The sequence below is a fragment of the Mucilaginibacter sp. genome (assembly GCF_039935595.1).
GTDB lineage: Bacteria > Bacteroidota > Bacteroidia > Sphingobacteriales > Sphingobacteriaceae > Mucilaginibacter.
Window position 1 is genome coordinate 1 of the sequence record NZ_JBDTJZ010000210.1, and the last position, 16499, is coordinate 16499.

A 16499-nucleotide genomic window follows, 5' to 3' on the forward strand; every position below is an offset into this window, starting at 1 on the left:
ATCTATCTCCGCGGTTACAATTGTACCGCGGAGTTTTTTATTTTTGACCGTGAAGGATAAACATATCAATACCGCAAAACAAACAACTAACCAATGGCCCGGATGGCGCTTAACGCTGGTAATATTAAATGTATCGGCGTTAATGATAAGTATTATCCTGAGCTGGCATTTTATTAAAGGCGGTACTATTATCGGTTGCGATGGGTCGGGCCCGTGCGAACAGGTATTGAGCAGCAAGTGGTCTGTAATAGCGGGAAAAGTACCCGTTAGCGGGATGGCTATGGGCGCTTACCTTACCATGCTTATCGCTATTTTTTATACCGGCACGGATACAGAAACAACCATCAGGCGACTGGCATGGACGGTTATGCTGGTACTTGCCGGAGCATTTGCCGGAATGGCTATATGGTTCACCATTGTACAAAAATTTATTATCGGACAGCTTTGCCCCTATTGCCTAACAGAACATACCATAGGTATGTTAATAGCTGTTATCATTATCAGGCAGGCTGTTAAAGAGACAACCAATTATAAAGCAATAAAACCAATGGCCATAGGGCTGCTTGTTGCGGCCTTACTGGCAACAAGCCAGATCATCTTTACCCGCCCTGCTGCCTATCAGGATGGAACAGCGCAGGCTGTTGATATACCCACAATTTCAAATGCCGACTCGCCGATCGTCGGATCAGCTAACGCGCCTTACATCATTAAGGTGCTTTTTGATTATAACTGCCCGCATTGCCAAAAATTACATGGTATGTTAAACCAGGTCATATCCCGGTACCATGACAAGATAGCCTTCGTTTTGTGTCCGGCACCGTTAAATACACAATGTAACGCTTACATCCCGTTTGATGTAGACGCATACAAAAACTCGTGCGATCTGGCTAAAATTGGCATGACGGTTTGGTTTGCCAATCATAAAGCATTTGCCGATTTTGATAAATGGATGTTTACCGCAGATGCCGGTAACGAATGGCAGCCCCGCAGCACCGAAGCCGCAAAGGCAAAAGCTATTGAATTGATAGGACAGGCAAAATTTGATACGGCATCGTCATCACTCGTGGTACAACAGTATATCCAAGCCTCTGTGCAGCTTTATGGCGAAACCGTAAAAACCGGCCGGGGTGGTGTACCTAAGCTGATGTTTGGCTCCAATTGGGTTATTCCCGAACTGACAAATGCAGATGATCTGATTAATATTTTACAAAAAAGCTTGTCTGTACCAAAGCCTTGATCAAGATAAATATCATTGGCAATAAAAGCTTTAATAATTTTAATTTTTATAATAGCTTTATGGCGCGCTGCATCGCGGCCAATTTGTACCAATTACAAACCAATAACTTAATGCCATGAAGAGAAACCTGCTGCTATTGCTTTGTTTAATAGCGTTTTCCATTACTGTAAAAGCAGCCAAAGTTGACACCGTTGTCACTCACAGCGATGTGATGAAAAAGAACATTAAAGCCGTAATTATTACCCCGGACAACTATGCAGCCGGCAAACAATACCCGGTAGTATATTTATTGCATGGCGCAGGCGGCGATTACAGTGACTGGGTAAAAAAAGGCGGCAACGTAGCGGCCAATGCCGACTTGTACAACATCATCATCGTTTGTGCCGATGGTGGCGTCACCAGTTGGTATTGGGACAGTCCGGTTGACCCTACCTACCAATACGAAACCTATATCACCAAAGAGCTGGTTCCCTTTGTGGATAAGAACTATAAAACTATAAAAAATCGTAACGGCAGAGCCATAACCGGCTTAAGCATGGGCGGGCACGGCGGGCTGTACCTGGGCATACGCCATCAGGATCTGTTTGGCGCAGCGGGCAGCATGAGCGGCGGGGTTGATATACGCCCCTTTCCTAACAACTGGGACATGGCCAAACGATTAGGCAGCTACGCGCAAAACCCTGATAACTGGAACAAGTACACTGTTATTAACCAATTGCATCTACTAACGCCAAACTCGCTGGCTATTATATTTGATTGCGGTAGCGAGGACTTTTTTTATAAAGTAAACACCGAGTTGCACGATAAACTGTTGGAGCTGAATATCCCGCATGATTTCATCGTTCGCCCGGGGGCGCATAACTGGCCCTATTGGACAAACTCTGTAAAATACCAGATGCTATACTTCGATACCTTTTTCAAAAAAAACAATAAATAAAATATCTGCTTAAAATGAAAAATATAAACATCCTTTTTACCTGTTTGCTGTTAACTATTACAACAGGTGTATTTGCGCAAAAGCAGTCTGTTACTATTAGCAGTCCTGATAAAAAACTAAAACTAACCGTTTTTACTGCCGATAAAAAATTGGTGTACTCGGTTAATGCAGGCAGTACGCCAATTATTAAAACATCAGCATTGGGTTTAATGGCTGATAGTGCAGACCTTGGCACTGATGCCCGCATAACTGGCGCTGCAAAATTGAGTCAGATAAACGAAACCTATAGCATTTTAGGTAACCACCCCATAGCGCATAACCACGCGGTGGAAGCCGAAATACCCGTAACAGGAGCCGGTAAAAAATATAGCCTTATAGTTAGGGTTTATAATGATGGTGTAGCTATCCGTTATACCCTACCCGCTGATATAAAACGTATTGATGCCGACCATACCGCATGGACGCTGCCCGATAATATCACCAAAATTGCCTGGGCCGATTATTCGCAAAGCTATGAGGGCCTTAACTATGTTACGCCTTTTGAGAAGGTCCCCGAAGGGAAAACCATTATGGCACCCGTTACGTTTCAAACCAACGGCTACTATGTTTCCATAACCGAGGCCGACTGCGAAACCTTTTCGGATATGGCATTAATGCGTAACGGCAATGTGCTGAGCGCAAACTTTCCATTCGCTAAAAAGGGCTGGGAAATAAAGCCGCCTACCGCCGTTTTAAATGGCACGTACCACGGCAAGGCGGTATCGCCGTGGCGCACTACATTGGTAGCACGGTCATTGAACGCGTTGGTTAACTCCGACCTTATCACCAACCTATGCCCCGCCCCTGCAAAGGGATCGGATTTTTCGTGGGTTAAACCCGGTCGTAGTATGTGGCAATGGTGGAGCGTTGGCTCGCCAAAGTATGAGGACCAGAAAAACTGGTATGATGCCGCCGCTAAATTAAAATGGGAATACTACCTGGTTGACGATGGCTGGCGCTACTGGAAACAACCCGGCAAGGACCAATGGACGCTATTAAAAGAAGTAGTAGACTATGGCAAAACCGTTGGCGTAAAATCCATTATCTGGGTGGACTCTAAAGAGTTTCGGAAAGCTGCGGACCGCAAGGCTTATCTGGAAAAAGTTAAAGCTGTTGGGGCCGATGGTATTAAAATAGATTTTATACCCGATGCCACTGCCGAAATTATGCAATGGTATGCCGAAACCCAGCAGGAATGTGCCGACCTGCATTTGCTGCTTAACTTTCATGGTAGCGTAAAACCTACCGGCCTGCGCCGCACCTACCCTAACGATATTACCCGCGAAGCCATACGCGGCAACGAATACCACATGACCCGCTACCACCGTGTGATGCCGCCACAACATGATATTACCGTACCATTTACCCGCCTGCTGGCCGGCCCTGCCGACTTTACCTCGGTAATACTGAACCCTAAGGAATTAACCACCACCAAATTTACCTGGCCGCACGAGTTTGCGCAGGCCATTGTGTACCTGTCGCCTATTATACATTTTGCCGATCAGTATCAGTTTTATCTGGATAGCCCGATGTTTGACCTGTTTCAGCAGGTGCCTACCGTGTGGGATGAAACCCGCGTGCTTAACTGCACCAGCATGGGCGATGTGGTTGCTTTTGCCCGCCGTAAAGGCACCACCTGGTGGATTGGCGTAATGAACGGCGGCACCGAGCAGGAAGTAAAAATACCGCTTGATTTTTTAACCAAACCAACCAAAGCCACACTGGTTTATGATGGCGATACCAATACCAGCGTTGACCGTAAAGAACAAACCGTAAGTAACAAAGATGTGTTGACTATTAAATTGCGTCCGAGTGGTGGATTTGTGGCGAGGATGTAACTATTATTACAGATATATAAACATTCAGTAACATTGAATAATTACCTGACTAAACCATGAGATCATATACCAAACTCCTATTGTTATCCGCTTTTTGCTTGATTATCATAATGAAATCAAATGCGCAAACCCCACGGTCAGAAACCTTGTTTGATGAGAACTGGAAGTTTTATAAGGGAGATGCGACCGGAGCAGAAACAAATACGTTTGATGACAGGTCATGGCGGGTGGTTGATTTGCCGCACGACTGGAGCATCGAGCCCCTGCCAAACCAATCGCCCGGCGAAGTTATAGGTCCGTTTACCAGGAAAAGTCCAGGTGCGACTGCTACGGGGTATACCTTAGGCGGTACCGCCTGGTACAGAAAAACCTTTACTTTAAAAGCAGGAAGTCCCTATAAGCAATCGCTGATAAGGTTTGATGGTGTATATATGAATTGCGAGGTATGGGTTAACGGTAAATTATTAGCCACTCATCCGTACGGATATACGGCTTTTGATGTTGATATAAGCAACGCTGTAAAACCAAACGGACAACCCAATATAATAGCCGTTAAAGTGCAGAATGAGGGTAAAACTTCACGCTGGTATAGCGGGTCGGGAATTTACAGGCATGTATGGCTGGTGAGCAAACAGCCTGTTCATATAGAACAAGATGGCGTATGGGTGACAACGGAAAGCTTATCGGCAGATAAAGCCAGGATCAAAGTATCGGCAAGTCTGGATAATGAGACAGGAAAGAATGCGACGGTTCAATTGTCGGTTAAGCTAATCGGGCCGGATGGGAAAGTTGTTCAAATTGTAAAAGCGCCCCCTATGCAGGTTGCCGGGGCAGATAAGCAAATAACACAATATTTAAATGTTAGTAAACCCAAAGCATGGTCGGTTGAAAAGCCTGATCTGTATACTGCCGAGGTAGAAGTATTTGCCAACGGCAAAGTTACCGATAAAAGCAAGGCCACTTTTGGAATACGCACCATTCATTTTGATGCCAGTACCGGGTTCACCTTAAATGGTAAAAGGGTATTGTTAAAAGGCGGCTGCATGCATAATGACAATGGCTTTTTAGGTTCGGCAACGATAGACAGGGCCGAAGAGCGCCGGGTAGAACTGATGAAGGCCAATGGCTTCAATGCCATACGCACCAGCCATAACCCACCATCAAAGCAATTTTTAGATGCCTGCGACCGAAACGGTGTGCTGGTGATTGATGAAGCTTTTGATATGTGGGAAAGGCAGAAAAATGCGCAGGATTATCACCTGTATTTTAAAGATTGGTGGCAAAAAGATCTGCAGTCATTAATATACCGCGACAGGAACCACCCGTCGGTTATTTTCTGGAGTATAGGCAATGAAATTAATGAGCGGGTAGATTCGCTTGGCCTTGCTATTGAAAAGCGGCTGGTGGCCGAGGTAAAGCGCCTTGATAATACACGACCGGTTACAGAGGCGATATGCAGTTTTTATGATCACCCTAATTATAAATGGGAAAGCACTATACCGGCATTTGCCATGCTTGATGTTGGTGGGTATAACTATATGCGTTCGGAGTATGAATCGGACCATAAACTACACCCTGAGCGTGTAATGATGGGGACTGAATCATACCCTAAAGATGCTTTTGAGTACTGGATGCAGGTTAAGAAAAACCCCTATGTTATAGGTGATTTTGTTTGGACGGCTATGGATTACTTTGGCGAAACCGGGTTAGGGAACAGTCGGTTAAGCGACGAGCCGGGCAGGGGTTTATTAAAGCAATTTCCATGGTTTAATGGTTTTTGCGGAGATATAGATATTACGGGATCAAAAAAGCCCCAAATGCTTTACCGTGATGTACTTTGGGAGAATAGTATGATGGAGATAACTGTGCATGCACCTATCCCCGAAGGGAAAAAAGAAATAGTGAGCCAATGGGGCTGGCCCAATGAATGGCAAAACTGGAACTGGGCCGGGAACGAGGGAAAAATGATGGACGTACGCGTGTTTTCAAATTACCCGCTTATCCGCCTGGAGTTAAATGGCAAAGTAATTGGCGAGCAAAGATCAGGTGAGGATACTAAACTGATAGCCGCCTTTAAAGTGCCGTACCAGCCGGGAGTGCTAAAGGCCATCGCCATAAAGGATGGTAAGGAAGTAGCATCAAAACAACTGTCAACCACAGGTAAACCCGCAAAAATTAAATTGATTGCCGACAGAACCAATATAAAAGCAGACCGTAACGATCTTTCGTACGTAAAGATAGCCATAACCGATGCAGCCGGAAACATTATACCTGATGCTGATATCCCTGTTAAACTAAGCGTTGCCGGCGATGGCGAAATAGCCGGAAGCGGCAGTGCCAGCCCTAATGATATGGAAAGTGTTAACAGCCCCGTTTGCAAAACCTACCGCGGACAAGCACTGGCTATTTTGCGACCATTAAAAAACAATAAATCCGGAAGCATCAAATTAAAAGCTGAGGCAGCCGATTTACAAACCGGGGAATTGGTTGTAGTGGTGGGGAGGAAATAGGCAATGATATTAAGAATCTACGTTAGATTTGCTTTAGCGGCTTTAATAGTTTGCATATTTGGATGTAATGAAAGCGGTAAACCAAAAGCAAATGAAACGCAAGTTAATGCGATTTTAAAAGTTAATGCTCCGGTAACGTCGGATACCACAAAGGATAAACAGGATATTCAAACACTCATTCGTAGCTTGCTTTTATGGGCGGAAGATCATAAAGGGGTTCCGGACTTACTCCCATTTGTTATAAATCGGCAGGATAGTACAGTTACAGGCTTTGATTTAACCAAACTCAAAGGAGTTGATGATAGTTTGAAAACTACAGGTTTTTTTTCTGAAGAGTTTATCAATAACTACAACCAAATCGTTCAAATGCTTGATAGGCGGATGAAAAATAAGAAGATTGCGCCTTTTTCGACAGGAGAAATACCCCCTTTCGGTTTCAATACTGACGCTGACCCCTGGTGCGATTGCCAGGACGTACCCTACGAAAGCCCTAACGCTTATAACTTAGTTGATGTACATATTATTGAATTAAACAGCGAAGGCGGTAAAATGTATTGGACGTGGGGTAGCTTACCTAAAGGCGTATCACCCGATTGGAGAACCGTTACCTATAAATTCAATGTGACCAAAGAGTATGGGAAATGGAAAATATCTTATTTACAGGGTTTTGACATCAAAAGAGCTTAATAAATACAAACCGATGTCTTTAAAGTATTTACGTTACATGTTGGTTACAACACCAACATAGGCATAATACTTAATTTATCGAAGACAATGATTACGAAGGCACAGCATTTCAGACGAAACGTTCGGAAAAATGTTAAGAGTGTGATCGATTACATAGATCGAAATCATGTGCTGCGTGAAAATGACAAAGCTGTCAAACCATCCGAAAGTAAGATATGCATGTTTTGCGGCAGCAATGAAAATATTACTAAGGAACACATGATACCTCGTTGGGTATTCTCCGGAAGCACTAACGCCTTCTTTACCGTAAACCTGAACGGTTTGGATCAAAGTTATAACAAAGCGACTATCCCTGCCTGCGCAAAATGTAATGCTGAATTACTCAATGACCTTGAAAAAACCATTCAGGGATTATTTGAAAACCGAGATGTTTCAACTGATCCATTCGAATGGAATGAAACACAATATATTATTCGATGGCTCGAACTGATAGACTATAAGTTCCAGATATTCAATATCACCCGAAAGTTTTTAGTGCCCAAAAACGCGGAGAAGGTAGACTACTTGATGGATTTTCCACTTTATATGCTTTTACAAAACAAAGACTATTCTCCATTTCAAGTACTATCAGCAATTCGACGTTCCCTGAAACGCCTTTCTGTTGCCAAAAAGTACAACCATCTCAATTCGCTTGTTGTGTTTAAAACCAGTAATAAGGGGTTTCACTTTTTTCACACCATCGATGAATTTATATTCCTTGAATTTCCAAAGCATCAGATCGCTTTATTTTACTTTTTTAAACAAGAATTTGAGACTACTGGCGAAGCCCATGACGCAGCCATGGAAATCATTAAAAAGGTTTATTAGTCGCAATTTGTTGGTGTTATCAGGAGACTATATACCTGTTGTCACCGACATGTAACCTAATATTTATTGAATTTCCTATATCCCCCCTACCTGGTCCAGGTTTCAACTTCGTCCTACAATTCGGCAAGCATCTTCTTGTCTTATTAAGCTGAAATACAATGTATTATGTAACCAGGTTATACAGCGCTACACTTAAACCAATGGGCGGTTCTGCCACCTTATTTGTATAAAAAACATGGTTAACACATTTTGACCTGATTTTTTACTTAATAGTCTGAATATCAAATAATTAAATCAAAAAATACGCCGAAATGTGTTAAGTTGTGTTAACCCTTAAATTATATACCTGCTTACTAACTAATTCCTTCAAGTCCCCTCATGGTCTAGCATATATATGGTTACCTAACAACACCAACATGGGCATTGATTCTTATGTTGTTTATTTTTCTTCACTTTTTCATATTTTCAGAAACAAAAACGGTCCTCGTTTGTGATTTTTATATAAAACATAAATATTATGATACAAATACTTCACAACCTGCCGGACAATATGGTGGGCGTCGAACTAAGCGGCGAGGTAACTAAAAAAGAATACGATACCATTTTTCCCGAAGTGGAAAAACTGGTAAAAAAGAAAAACAAGATTAACTATTTGGCAGTCATTAAAACGCCGCTGAGTCATTTAACCATTGGCGTGTGGTGGGATGACTTCAAATTGGCGTTGAAACATTATTCCAAATGGGAGCGGGTAGCAATTGTAACAGACGAGGAAAATATAAGCACTGTTGCTAATACTTTTGATTTTGCTTACCCGGGAGATATGAAAACGTTTAAGGTGAGCGAATTTGAAAAGGCGGTACAGTGGGCTTCTGGGACTAAAGCAACTGTTGCCTGACAAAAAACTGTTCAAGCCGCGCGGGGTTTCCTGAAAGGAACGCGACGGAATGTCCCGCTCCCTCGAGTATTACTTATTCATTACTTTAAAATCGGCATTAATTTTATAACGACCGCCTTTTTTGGTATTGATTGTTAGTGACTTGCCGTTATAATGTAAATGGCCTATTTTTCCATTTTTGGATAGTACTTCCGCTTCTTGCAAAATTCCGTTTTGCCATTTCATGGAAACCTCAAAGCCCCCGCGTGCGCAAATACCCGAAATTGTGCCCGTTTTCCAGGCGTCGGGCCGGGCGGGTAATAAATAAATGTCGTGGTCGTCTGATTGTAGCAGCATCTCGATAACACCTGCGGCACCACCAAAATTCCCATCTATCTGGAAAGGCGGATGCGCATCCAATAAATTAGGATAAGTACCGCCACCACCTGTATAGTTAATATTTTTTGCCCCATCGGGCTCTACATAATTAAGCAACTCCCTATACATTTTATAAGCATGGTTGCCATCACCAAGCCGGGCCCAAAGATTAATGCGCCAGCCCTTTGACCACCCGGTAGTATTATCCCCCCTTATTTCGAGGGTCTTTTTAGCTGCCTGCGCCAATTGCGGCGTTTTTAAAGGCGTTATTTGATGGCCGGGATATAAGCCATATAAATGACTTTGGTGACGATGTTGCGGATCGGCATCTTTCCAGTCATGGTACCACTCCTGCAAATTTCCGTTCTTCCCAATCTGGTAAGGGTATAGTTGATTTAAAGCTGTTTTTAAACTATCCCTAAAACCTTTATCCACTTTCAATTCCTCTGCTGCCTGTATGGTTTGGTTAAAACATTCCCTTATCATGGCAAGGTCGGCAGTTGAGCCATATAGTGTTCCGCCTTTATAACCATCAGGCGTAACATAATTGTTTTCGGGAGAGGTTGACGGCGATGTAATTAAATAACCTTGCTTGTCTTTTACCAGCCAGTCTAAACAAAACATGGCGGCGCCCTTCATTAGCGGATAGGCATATCCTTTTAAAAAATCCCTGTCGCCGGTGTATAAGTAATGATCCCAAAGATGTGTTACCGCCCATGTTCCGCTCATGTTCCAGTTGGCCCAGGTGGGGTCGCTTTTTCCAAAATCACCCACCGGATTACTCATGGCCCATATATCAGAATTATGTGCCGATGCCCATCCCCTGTTTATACCATAAAATGTTTTGGCAGTAACTTTACCTGTGGTTGCCAGGTTACCAATAAAACTTAAAAAAGGCATATGCATTTCAGATAGGTTGGCAGACTCGGCCATCCAATAATTCTCTTCCACATTAATATTCATGGTATAATTACTACTCCAGGGCGGGCGTATATAAGGGTTCCATATTCCCTGTAAATTTGCAGGCACACCAGGAGTTCTGGAACTTGATATCAACAAATAGCGACCATATTGAAAATATAAAATTTCCAGGTTTTTATCATCAGCCCCTTTGGTATATGCTTTAAGGCGTTCATCCGTAGGCAAATCAGGTATAGTATTTTGAGCAAGATCAAACGTCACTCTTTTAAAATACTTTTGATAATCGGCTACATGATTTTTATTAAGCATCGGGTAACTTATTTTAAAAGCATCATCCAATTGCTTTTTAGCCAGAGCTTTGTTATTCAACCCATTTTTTGCCGGATCTTTGTCAAAACCATTAAAACTTGTCGCGGTTGACACGAATAATATGGCCTCGTCGGCATTGTTTACCTGTATGGTACTGTCAGAAACAATAACGTGCCCACCTGTGTTTTTAATTTTAAAGTACGATGAAAATCTTGTTCCCCGGGTTTCATCAAACTTAATTGGCTCTGTCTCTCTCCAATAATCGGGAGCAACATGGTAGGGAGCATAACCATTTACCTGCAATATGTTATCTGCACCGGATGATGTATATTTTAACAGGCTTTTAAATGAAACAGTAAAATTTAAAGCACCTTTTTTACTTGCTGACAGTTTAACAACCATTACTTTATCCGGATGTGAAACAAAGTACCTGCGTGTGTAATGTACATCGTCTGCATCATAACTAACTGTTGCAATAGCTTTATTTATATCCAATTCCCGGCGGTAATTTTTATATTCGCTATGATGCTTAAATGTGAGCATCATAGTGCCTAAAGGAGCATAAGACTCAGAAAATTTTCCTTGAATGCTTCTATTTAACCTATCAGCCAGTTTATAATTTTCATTACTCAATGCCTCCCTAATTTCGGGAATATGCTTGTATGCATCCGGGTTCATGTAGGGGTCAACCGGTTCGCCCGACCATAAGGTAGCATCATTAAGATAAATTTGATCTGATAAAACACCGCCAAAAACAGTAGCACCTGTTTTACCATTTCCTAATACCAGGGCTTCTTCAAAATGCGCAGCAGGCTTGTTATACCATAACGTATTTACATTTTGTGCCATCGATGTCCCGCATTCACCTAATAATGCTAAAAATAAGATCGTAAAAATTATGAATGGGGTCTTTTTTATTACCATATTTTTCTGCTTCCCTCTAAAAATCTGCATACTGTCTTGTCCTGAAATAAGTTTACACAAAAAAATGTAAAAAATATAACAAAACCATGTGCTACTTTATCTCCCTCACGTAAAGCGATTTTACATCCACAACAGTTGGGTTATGAAGGTGGCAAAGTTGAAAGCCGATATTACCGCTGCTAAAACCCGCATCATGTACCATGTCAATAGTTTTAACACCGTTAAGCCAGGCTTGTATATGATGTCCTTTGGCTACTATATAATAATGGTTCCAGTCGTTAAATTTTACAATTTTGGGCACCAGCGCGTCAGGAAACTTCTGTACCATGTTACCCCTGCGTTCTTCCCACAACGATCCCCAGTAACCTTTACCCATATCTATCTGATAGCCGGGCGCATCGTCCCAACTGGTTGGGTTAATGCGTATACACACCCCCGAGTTTGCATCCTCGTCTCCCACCATTTTTATCATTACGTTTAATTCAAAATCGGTGTATACTTTTTTTGTATAACTGTAGTGGTGTTCTTTTTCTTTACCTATGCTACCGTGTAACATGTGGTTGCTTAACTGCCAGAAGGTATTTTCAAAATTCCAGTCGTTTACATTGGCCAGCATATCCACCCAGCCTTTACCAACAGGCTTTCCATTCACCATTTTACCACCTGCGGGCAGGGTGTTTTTTAAGGTAGTATCAGCCTGTGCATAAGCGGTTGAATAAATTATTACCGGCAGTAAAAGCACGGTTAACAATTGAAGCATTTGCCTTTTTGCATTTTTTATTACGCTAATGGCATTATTTTTTGAGCAGGTCATTGGTTTACGTTTAATAATTGGTTTTCAGGTAAATAAAGGTAGTAATATTCTGAAAACAACCAAGAATAGCGTTAACAAACGCGGCTTAAACGAAGAAAGCCCCTTAGTGATATACTAAGAGGCTTTATATGTTGTGCGCCCACCTGGGCTCGAACCAGGGACCAAAAGATTATGAGTCTTCTACTCTAACCAACTGAGCTATAGGCGCGCTTGAAATTCCTAAAAATTTCAGGCTGCAAATATGCGTATTTGCAGCCTGAAATCAAAAAAACATTTTAATATTTATTTTTGGTACGTGTTACTTTCCTACTTCTATAATATGAAAGCTACCGGGTATTTGCCTTGGCCTTCCGCCATTAGGGTTAGGTTCGGTTTTAGCAGCAGGCAAATACAGTTTATGTGTTACCAGGTCAATGCCTATAGTACGGGCTGATGGCTCGGATACTATATTTTCAACAAACTCAAATTTATCAGCACTCACTTCTCTTATGGCGCTAATGGTACCTTCGCCGTTTGAGGCATAGGCCATTTTCAGCCCCGGGTCAAATACAACGCCATCGGTGCCGCCAATAGGGTATGTGCCTATGGTTTTGCCGTTAGATGCATCCATTACAACCATTGTTTTGGTATCACCACAGCCTAAAAATAAACGATTGGTTTTACGGTCGATATCCAGCCCGCTCGGGCCTTCGCCGCCGTTAATTTTATAGCGGGTAATTTCTTTATAGGCTATTGGGTCTATTACTATCATGCTGCTGGTGCCTTCGCCATTAATAAATATCTTACCTTTTCCGTCAGATACCGCGGTCTCCGGTTTATCGCCCAGGGGTACAGTGCCTACAACTTTATCGGTAACAGGGTCAATAAAAGTCGCGTCCTTGCTGCGGCCATTGCAGGTCATTATTTTTTTTGAGTAATCGTCATAAAAAATGGCGTCGGGGTTTTGCCCTACCGGTATAGTGGCCAATACATTAAATGTTTTCAAATCAAACACCACCACCGCATTTGCACGGCCTGCGCTGATATAACCTTTCCCTAATGATTTAACTAAAGCAACGCCATGCACACCCATAGCAGGGACATAACCTATCGAGTCGCCGGTTACCGTTGAAAGTACATTTATCTGGTTGCCATGCGAGGTATAAATTCGCTTCGCCTCGCCATCCACATTAATATAATCCCAGCCGCCTGAACTGTGAATAGGGATATCTTTTATAATATGAAAACCGGTTTTAGTTTGCGCGGCGGCGGACAGACTTAACGCCACACTGAAAAATAGATTTAAAATGGATAATTTTTTAATTGGGTTCATGATAATTGGTTTTTTTTATGCTATTTAGTTAAAAAAACTGTAGTAATTCTGTAGCTGATTACGCTTTACTATACGCCTGTATTTATACATATTTGCTGCAATTATGCAAAGCATCAAAAACATCATTTTCGACTACGGCAACGTAATATTTGATATCGACTTCACCCGGGTACAACAGGCCTGGAAAAATTTGGGCATAACCAATGCGCACGAATTTTATGGTCACCGTCAGCAAGACCCGGTATTCAATTTATTGGAGCGGGGCGAGATCAGCCCGGCCGATTTCCGCGACCGCATCAGGGAGATATCACAAAAACCTGATTTAACCGACCAGCAAATAGATGATGCCTGGAACGCTATATTCGTAGGCATACCACCCGGAAATCATGAATTACTTCAAAAAGTTAACGCAAAGTACCGTACGTTTTTGCTAAGTAATATCAATGCCATTCATTATGATTATGTACACCAATATCTGCAAGAAGAATTTGGCATACCCAAAAATGATCATTTGTTTGAAAAGGTTTATTACTCGCACCTAACAGGCAAACGTAAACCAGAGCCCGAAATTTTTGAGCAGGTGTTGCACGAAAACAACCTCGACCCGGCCGAGACCCTATTTATTGATGGTAGCCCGCAGCATTTGGAAACCGCTAAGAAACTGGGTATGCAAACTTATTTAATGACCGCCCCCGATAACATTCAGGAGTTTTTTAAAGCGAACGGCTTGTTGCAATAGTTATAACCTGCGTCGTTTCTTTTCCTTAACAATCAAACCCAACTCTCGGCTCATTTGGCCGGATATAGATGTATTTTCCTGCGCACGCCTAAACAGGTAGGGTAATACAGCCTCAACAGGGCCGTAGGGCACATATTTAGCTACATTATAATTGGCATGAGCCAGGTTAAAACTTAAATTATCGCTCATGCCCAGCAATTGTGCAAAGTAAACATTTTCATTTTTGGGGTCGATGTGTTTCTCGGTTATCAATTCAGTCAGCAAACGGCAGCTATCTTCATTATGGGTACCGGCTACCACGGCTATTTCGCTGTTATGATCAATACAATAAACCAGGGCATCATTATAATCCCTGTCGGTAGCTTCTTTATCCGGCTGTATTGGGGATGGGTATACCATTTCAGCCGCTCGCGCGCGCTCCTTTTCCATGTAAGCCCCACGAACCAGTTTGGCCCCTAAAATAAAGCCCTCGCTTACTGCAAAAACATGATCGTCAATTAAAGAGCGCAATTTATCATGCCGGTACAACTGGTAGGTATTATATACAATGGCTCTTCCTTTATTATAACGCTGCATCATATTTAGCGCCAGTTGATCAATCGCTTTTTGTATCCATGTCTCTTCGGCATCAATCATTACGGGCACATCACTTGCATGCGCTTTTTCGCAAATGGCAGCTACGCGATTTTGTACGTTTTGCCATTCTTGCTTTTCTGCAGGAGTTAATGGCATACCTGCATCCAATTTTTCCAGCAGTGCAAACCTCGCTATCCCTGTTACTTTAAACACGGTTATGGGTACCGCTTTATCTTCGGTTGCACGGGTAATAGTGCGGATAATCTCGTCGCGGGTATTATCAAAAACCTGTTCTTCATCCTCGCCCTCTACCGAATAATCCAATATGGTACAAACGCCGCCTTCATACAGGCTTTTAATAGTGATGCCGCATTCGGCAATAGTTTCGCCGCCGCAAAAATGTTTAAATATGGTGGCCTTTATCAGGCCCTTAATGGGTAACCTAATTTTAACAGCGAAATTGGTTAGCGGGGGGCCAACCTTTACTAAAAGGTTATTGTTTATTACCTTAAATAGCCAGTAGGCGCGGTTTAAAGCAGCATTGCTATAGTGTTTAAAAGCAATTTCGGTATTTTCAAAATTCATACATATCAGTTAACCGTCAACAAAAATACTACTTACATAACCCAATATTGTGCGAATAGTTTATTTTTGCCACCGCATGATAGAATTTAAACTTAACGGCGACTATATTCCGATGATACAATTATTAAAAGCGGCTAATCTGGTACAAACCGGTGGCGAGGCGCAAATAGTTGTAACTGAGGGCGAAGTAAAATACAATGGCGCGGTTGACTATCGCAAACGTCTTAAAGTAAAAAAAGGCGATGTAGTTGAATTTAATGGTGAGACGATAAAGGTGATATAATTTTTATGGGTACGGATACAATTTATAGCGACAGCGCTATTGATATTATGGATACAATCGAGAGCAATAATTACAATATATATTTTGAAAACAGCCTTAATGAACTGACGAGGTTTATTGACAATGGCAAATATTCAAAACTTTTTATTTTAACCGATGAAAACACAGGTGAGCATTGCCTGCCGTTGGTTAAAGAAGCCATTGGCGACAGAGCTTTTGATATTATTGAAATTAACGCCGGAGAAGAAAGCAAAGATATTGATTTTTGCATTGGTGTTTGGAAAATGCTGATTGATTTTGGTGCCGACCGCAGAAGCTTAATGGTAAACCTGGGTGGCGGAGTAATTAGCGACCTTGGTGGCTTTGCTGCATCAACCTTTAAGCGCGGGATAGATTTTGTACACGTACCTACTACGCTACTTTCACAAGTAGATGCATCTGTTGGTGGCAAAACCGGGATAGATATTGATAGTATTAAAAACATCATCGGCACATTTACCCAGCCAAAAGCAGTGTTTATTAGCGATGATTTCCTAAAAACGCTACCTGAACGCCAGATACTTTCAGGTTTAGCCGAAATGCTGAAGCATGGTTTAATTTGCGATGTAGCCTACTGGGATCAACTTAAAACAAGTGATCTTACCCAACCAACTGCCGAGTTAATTTACC

At 42.3% G+C, this 16499-nt stretch carries 14 protein-coding genes and 1 tRNA gene; 10 read left to right on the plus strand and 5 right to left on the minus strand.

Features of this window, described 5'->3' with window-relative positions:
* The 7 genes from ABI367_RS14950 to ABI367_RS14980 form a co-directional block, all read left to right on the plus strand.
* The coding region (locus ABI367_RS14950) for a vitamin K epoxide reductase family protein (RefSeq protein ID WP_462232109.1) at positions 1-1237 on the plus strand (1237 nt) is incomplete at its 5' end.
* Between the two features lie 115 nt (positions 1238-1352).
* The gene (locus tag ABI367_RS14955; protein ID WP_462232111.1) at positions 1353-2174 is read left to right on the plus strand and encodes an alpha/beta hydrolase; all 822 of its coding nucleotides are present in this window, start codon (positions 1353-1355) and stop codon (positions 2172-2174) included.
* 14 nt (positions 2175-2188) lie between these two features.
* On the plus strand, positions 2189-4051 hold the full coding sequence (locus ABI367_RS14960; protein WP_462232113.1) for a glycoside hydrolase family 97 protein: 1863 nt from the start codon (positions 2189-2191) through the stop codon (positions 4049-4051).
* A 110-nt stretch (positions 4052-4161) separates the two neighbouring features.
* Positions 4162-6561 (plus strand): glycoside hydrolase family 2 protein, encoded by a 2400-nt coding sequence (locus tag ABI367_RS14965; RefSeq protein WP_462232115.1) that lies wholly within the window; start codon positions 4162-4164, stop codon positions 6559-6561.
* Between the two features lie 3 nt (positions 6562-6564).
* Complete coding sequence (locus tag ABI367_RS14970) at positions 6565-7248, plus strand: hypothetical protein (protein ID WP_462232117.1); 684 nt, start codon at positions 6565-6567, stop codon at positions 7246-7248.
* A 141-nt stretch (positions 7249-7389) separates the two neighbouring features.
* Positions 7390-8115: a hypothetical protein gene (locus tag ABI367_RS14975; protein WP_462232119.1), complete on the plus strand. Its 726-nt coding sequence runs from the start codon at positions 7390-7392 to the stop codon at positions 8113-8115.
* 517 nt (positions 8116-8632) lie between these two features.
* Positions 8633-9010 (plus strand): SpoIIAA family protein, encoded by a 378-nt coding sequence (locus tag ABI367_RS14980; RefSeq protein ID WP_462232121.1) that lies wholly within the window; start codon positions 8633-8635, stop codon positions 9008-9010.
* Positions 9011-9079: 69 nt separating this feature from the next.
* Here ABI367_RS14980 and ABI367_RS14985 read toward each other — a convergent pair whose 3' ends face one another.
* The 4 genes from ABI367_RS14985 to ABI367_RS15000 form a co-directional block, all read right to left on the minus strand.
* Positions 9080-11446 carry a glycoside hydrolase family 95 protein gene (locus tag ABI367_RS14985; protein WP_462232123.1) on the minus strand — a complete coding sequence of 789 codons (2367 nt, stop codon included), beginning with the start codon at positions 11444-11446 and terminating at the stop codon, positions 9080-9082.
* 166 nt (positions 11447-11612) lie between these two features.
* Positions 11613-12335, minus strand: a complete 723-nt coding sequence (locus tag ABI367_RS14990; RefSeq protein WP_462258098.1) for a 3-keto-disaccharide hydrolase — start codon at positions 12333-12335, stop codon at positions 11613-11615.
* A 134-nt stretch (positions 12336-12469) separates the two neighbouring features.
* Positions 12470-12543: transfer RNA gene (locus ABI367_RS14995), tRNA-Ile, on the minus strand.
* 90 nt (positions 12544-12633) lie between these two features.
* A complete protein-coding gene (locus ABI367_RS15000; protein WP_462232129.1) occupies positions 12634-13647 on the minus strand; it encodes a YncE family protein in 1014 nt (337 codons plus the stop codon).
* 103 nt (positions 13648-13750) lie between these two features.
* Between ABI367_RS15000 and ABI367_RS15005 the strand changes: the two genes are divergently transcribed.
* A complete protein-coding gene (locus ABI367_RS15005) occupies positions 13751-14386 on the plus strand; it encodes an HAD family hydrolase (protein ID WP_462232131.1) in 636 nt (211 codons plus the stop codon).
* Here the strand turns inward: ABI367_RS15005 and ABI367_RS15010 are convergent, their stop codons facing one another.
* On the minus strand, positions 14387-15547 hold the full coding sequence (locus ABI367_RS15010) for a proline dehydrogenase family protein (protein WP_462232133.1): 1161 nt from the start codon (positions 15545-15547) through the stop codon (positions 14387-14389).
* Between the two features lie 76 nt (positions 15548-15623).
* On the opposite strand from ABI367_RS15010, the gene ABI367_RS15015 reads away from it, so the two are divergent.
* Together ABI367_RS15015 and ABI367_RS15020 are read left to right on the plus strand one after the other, a co-directional pair.
* Positions 15624-15830, plus strand: coding sequence for an RNA-binding S4 domain-containing protein (locus ABI367_RS15015; protein ID WP_462232135.1), 207 nt, complete (start codon positions 15624-15626; stop codon positions 15828-15830).
* Positions 15831-15835: 5 nt separating this feature from the next.
* A partial coding sequence (locus ABI367_RS15020; protein WP_462232137.1) for a 3-dehydroquinate synthase occupies positions 15836-16499 on the plus strand: 664 nt, incomplete at its 3' end.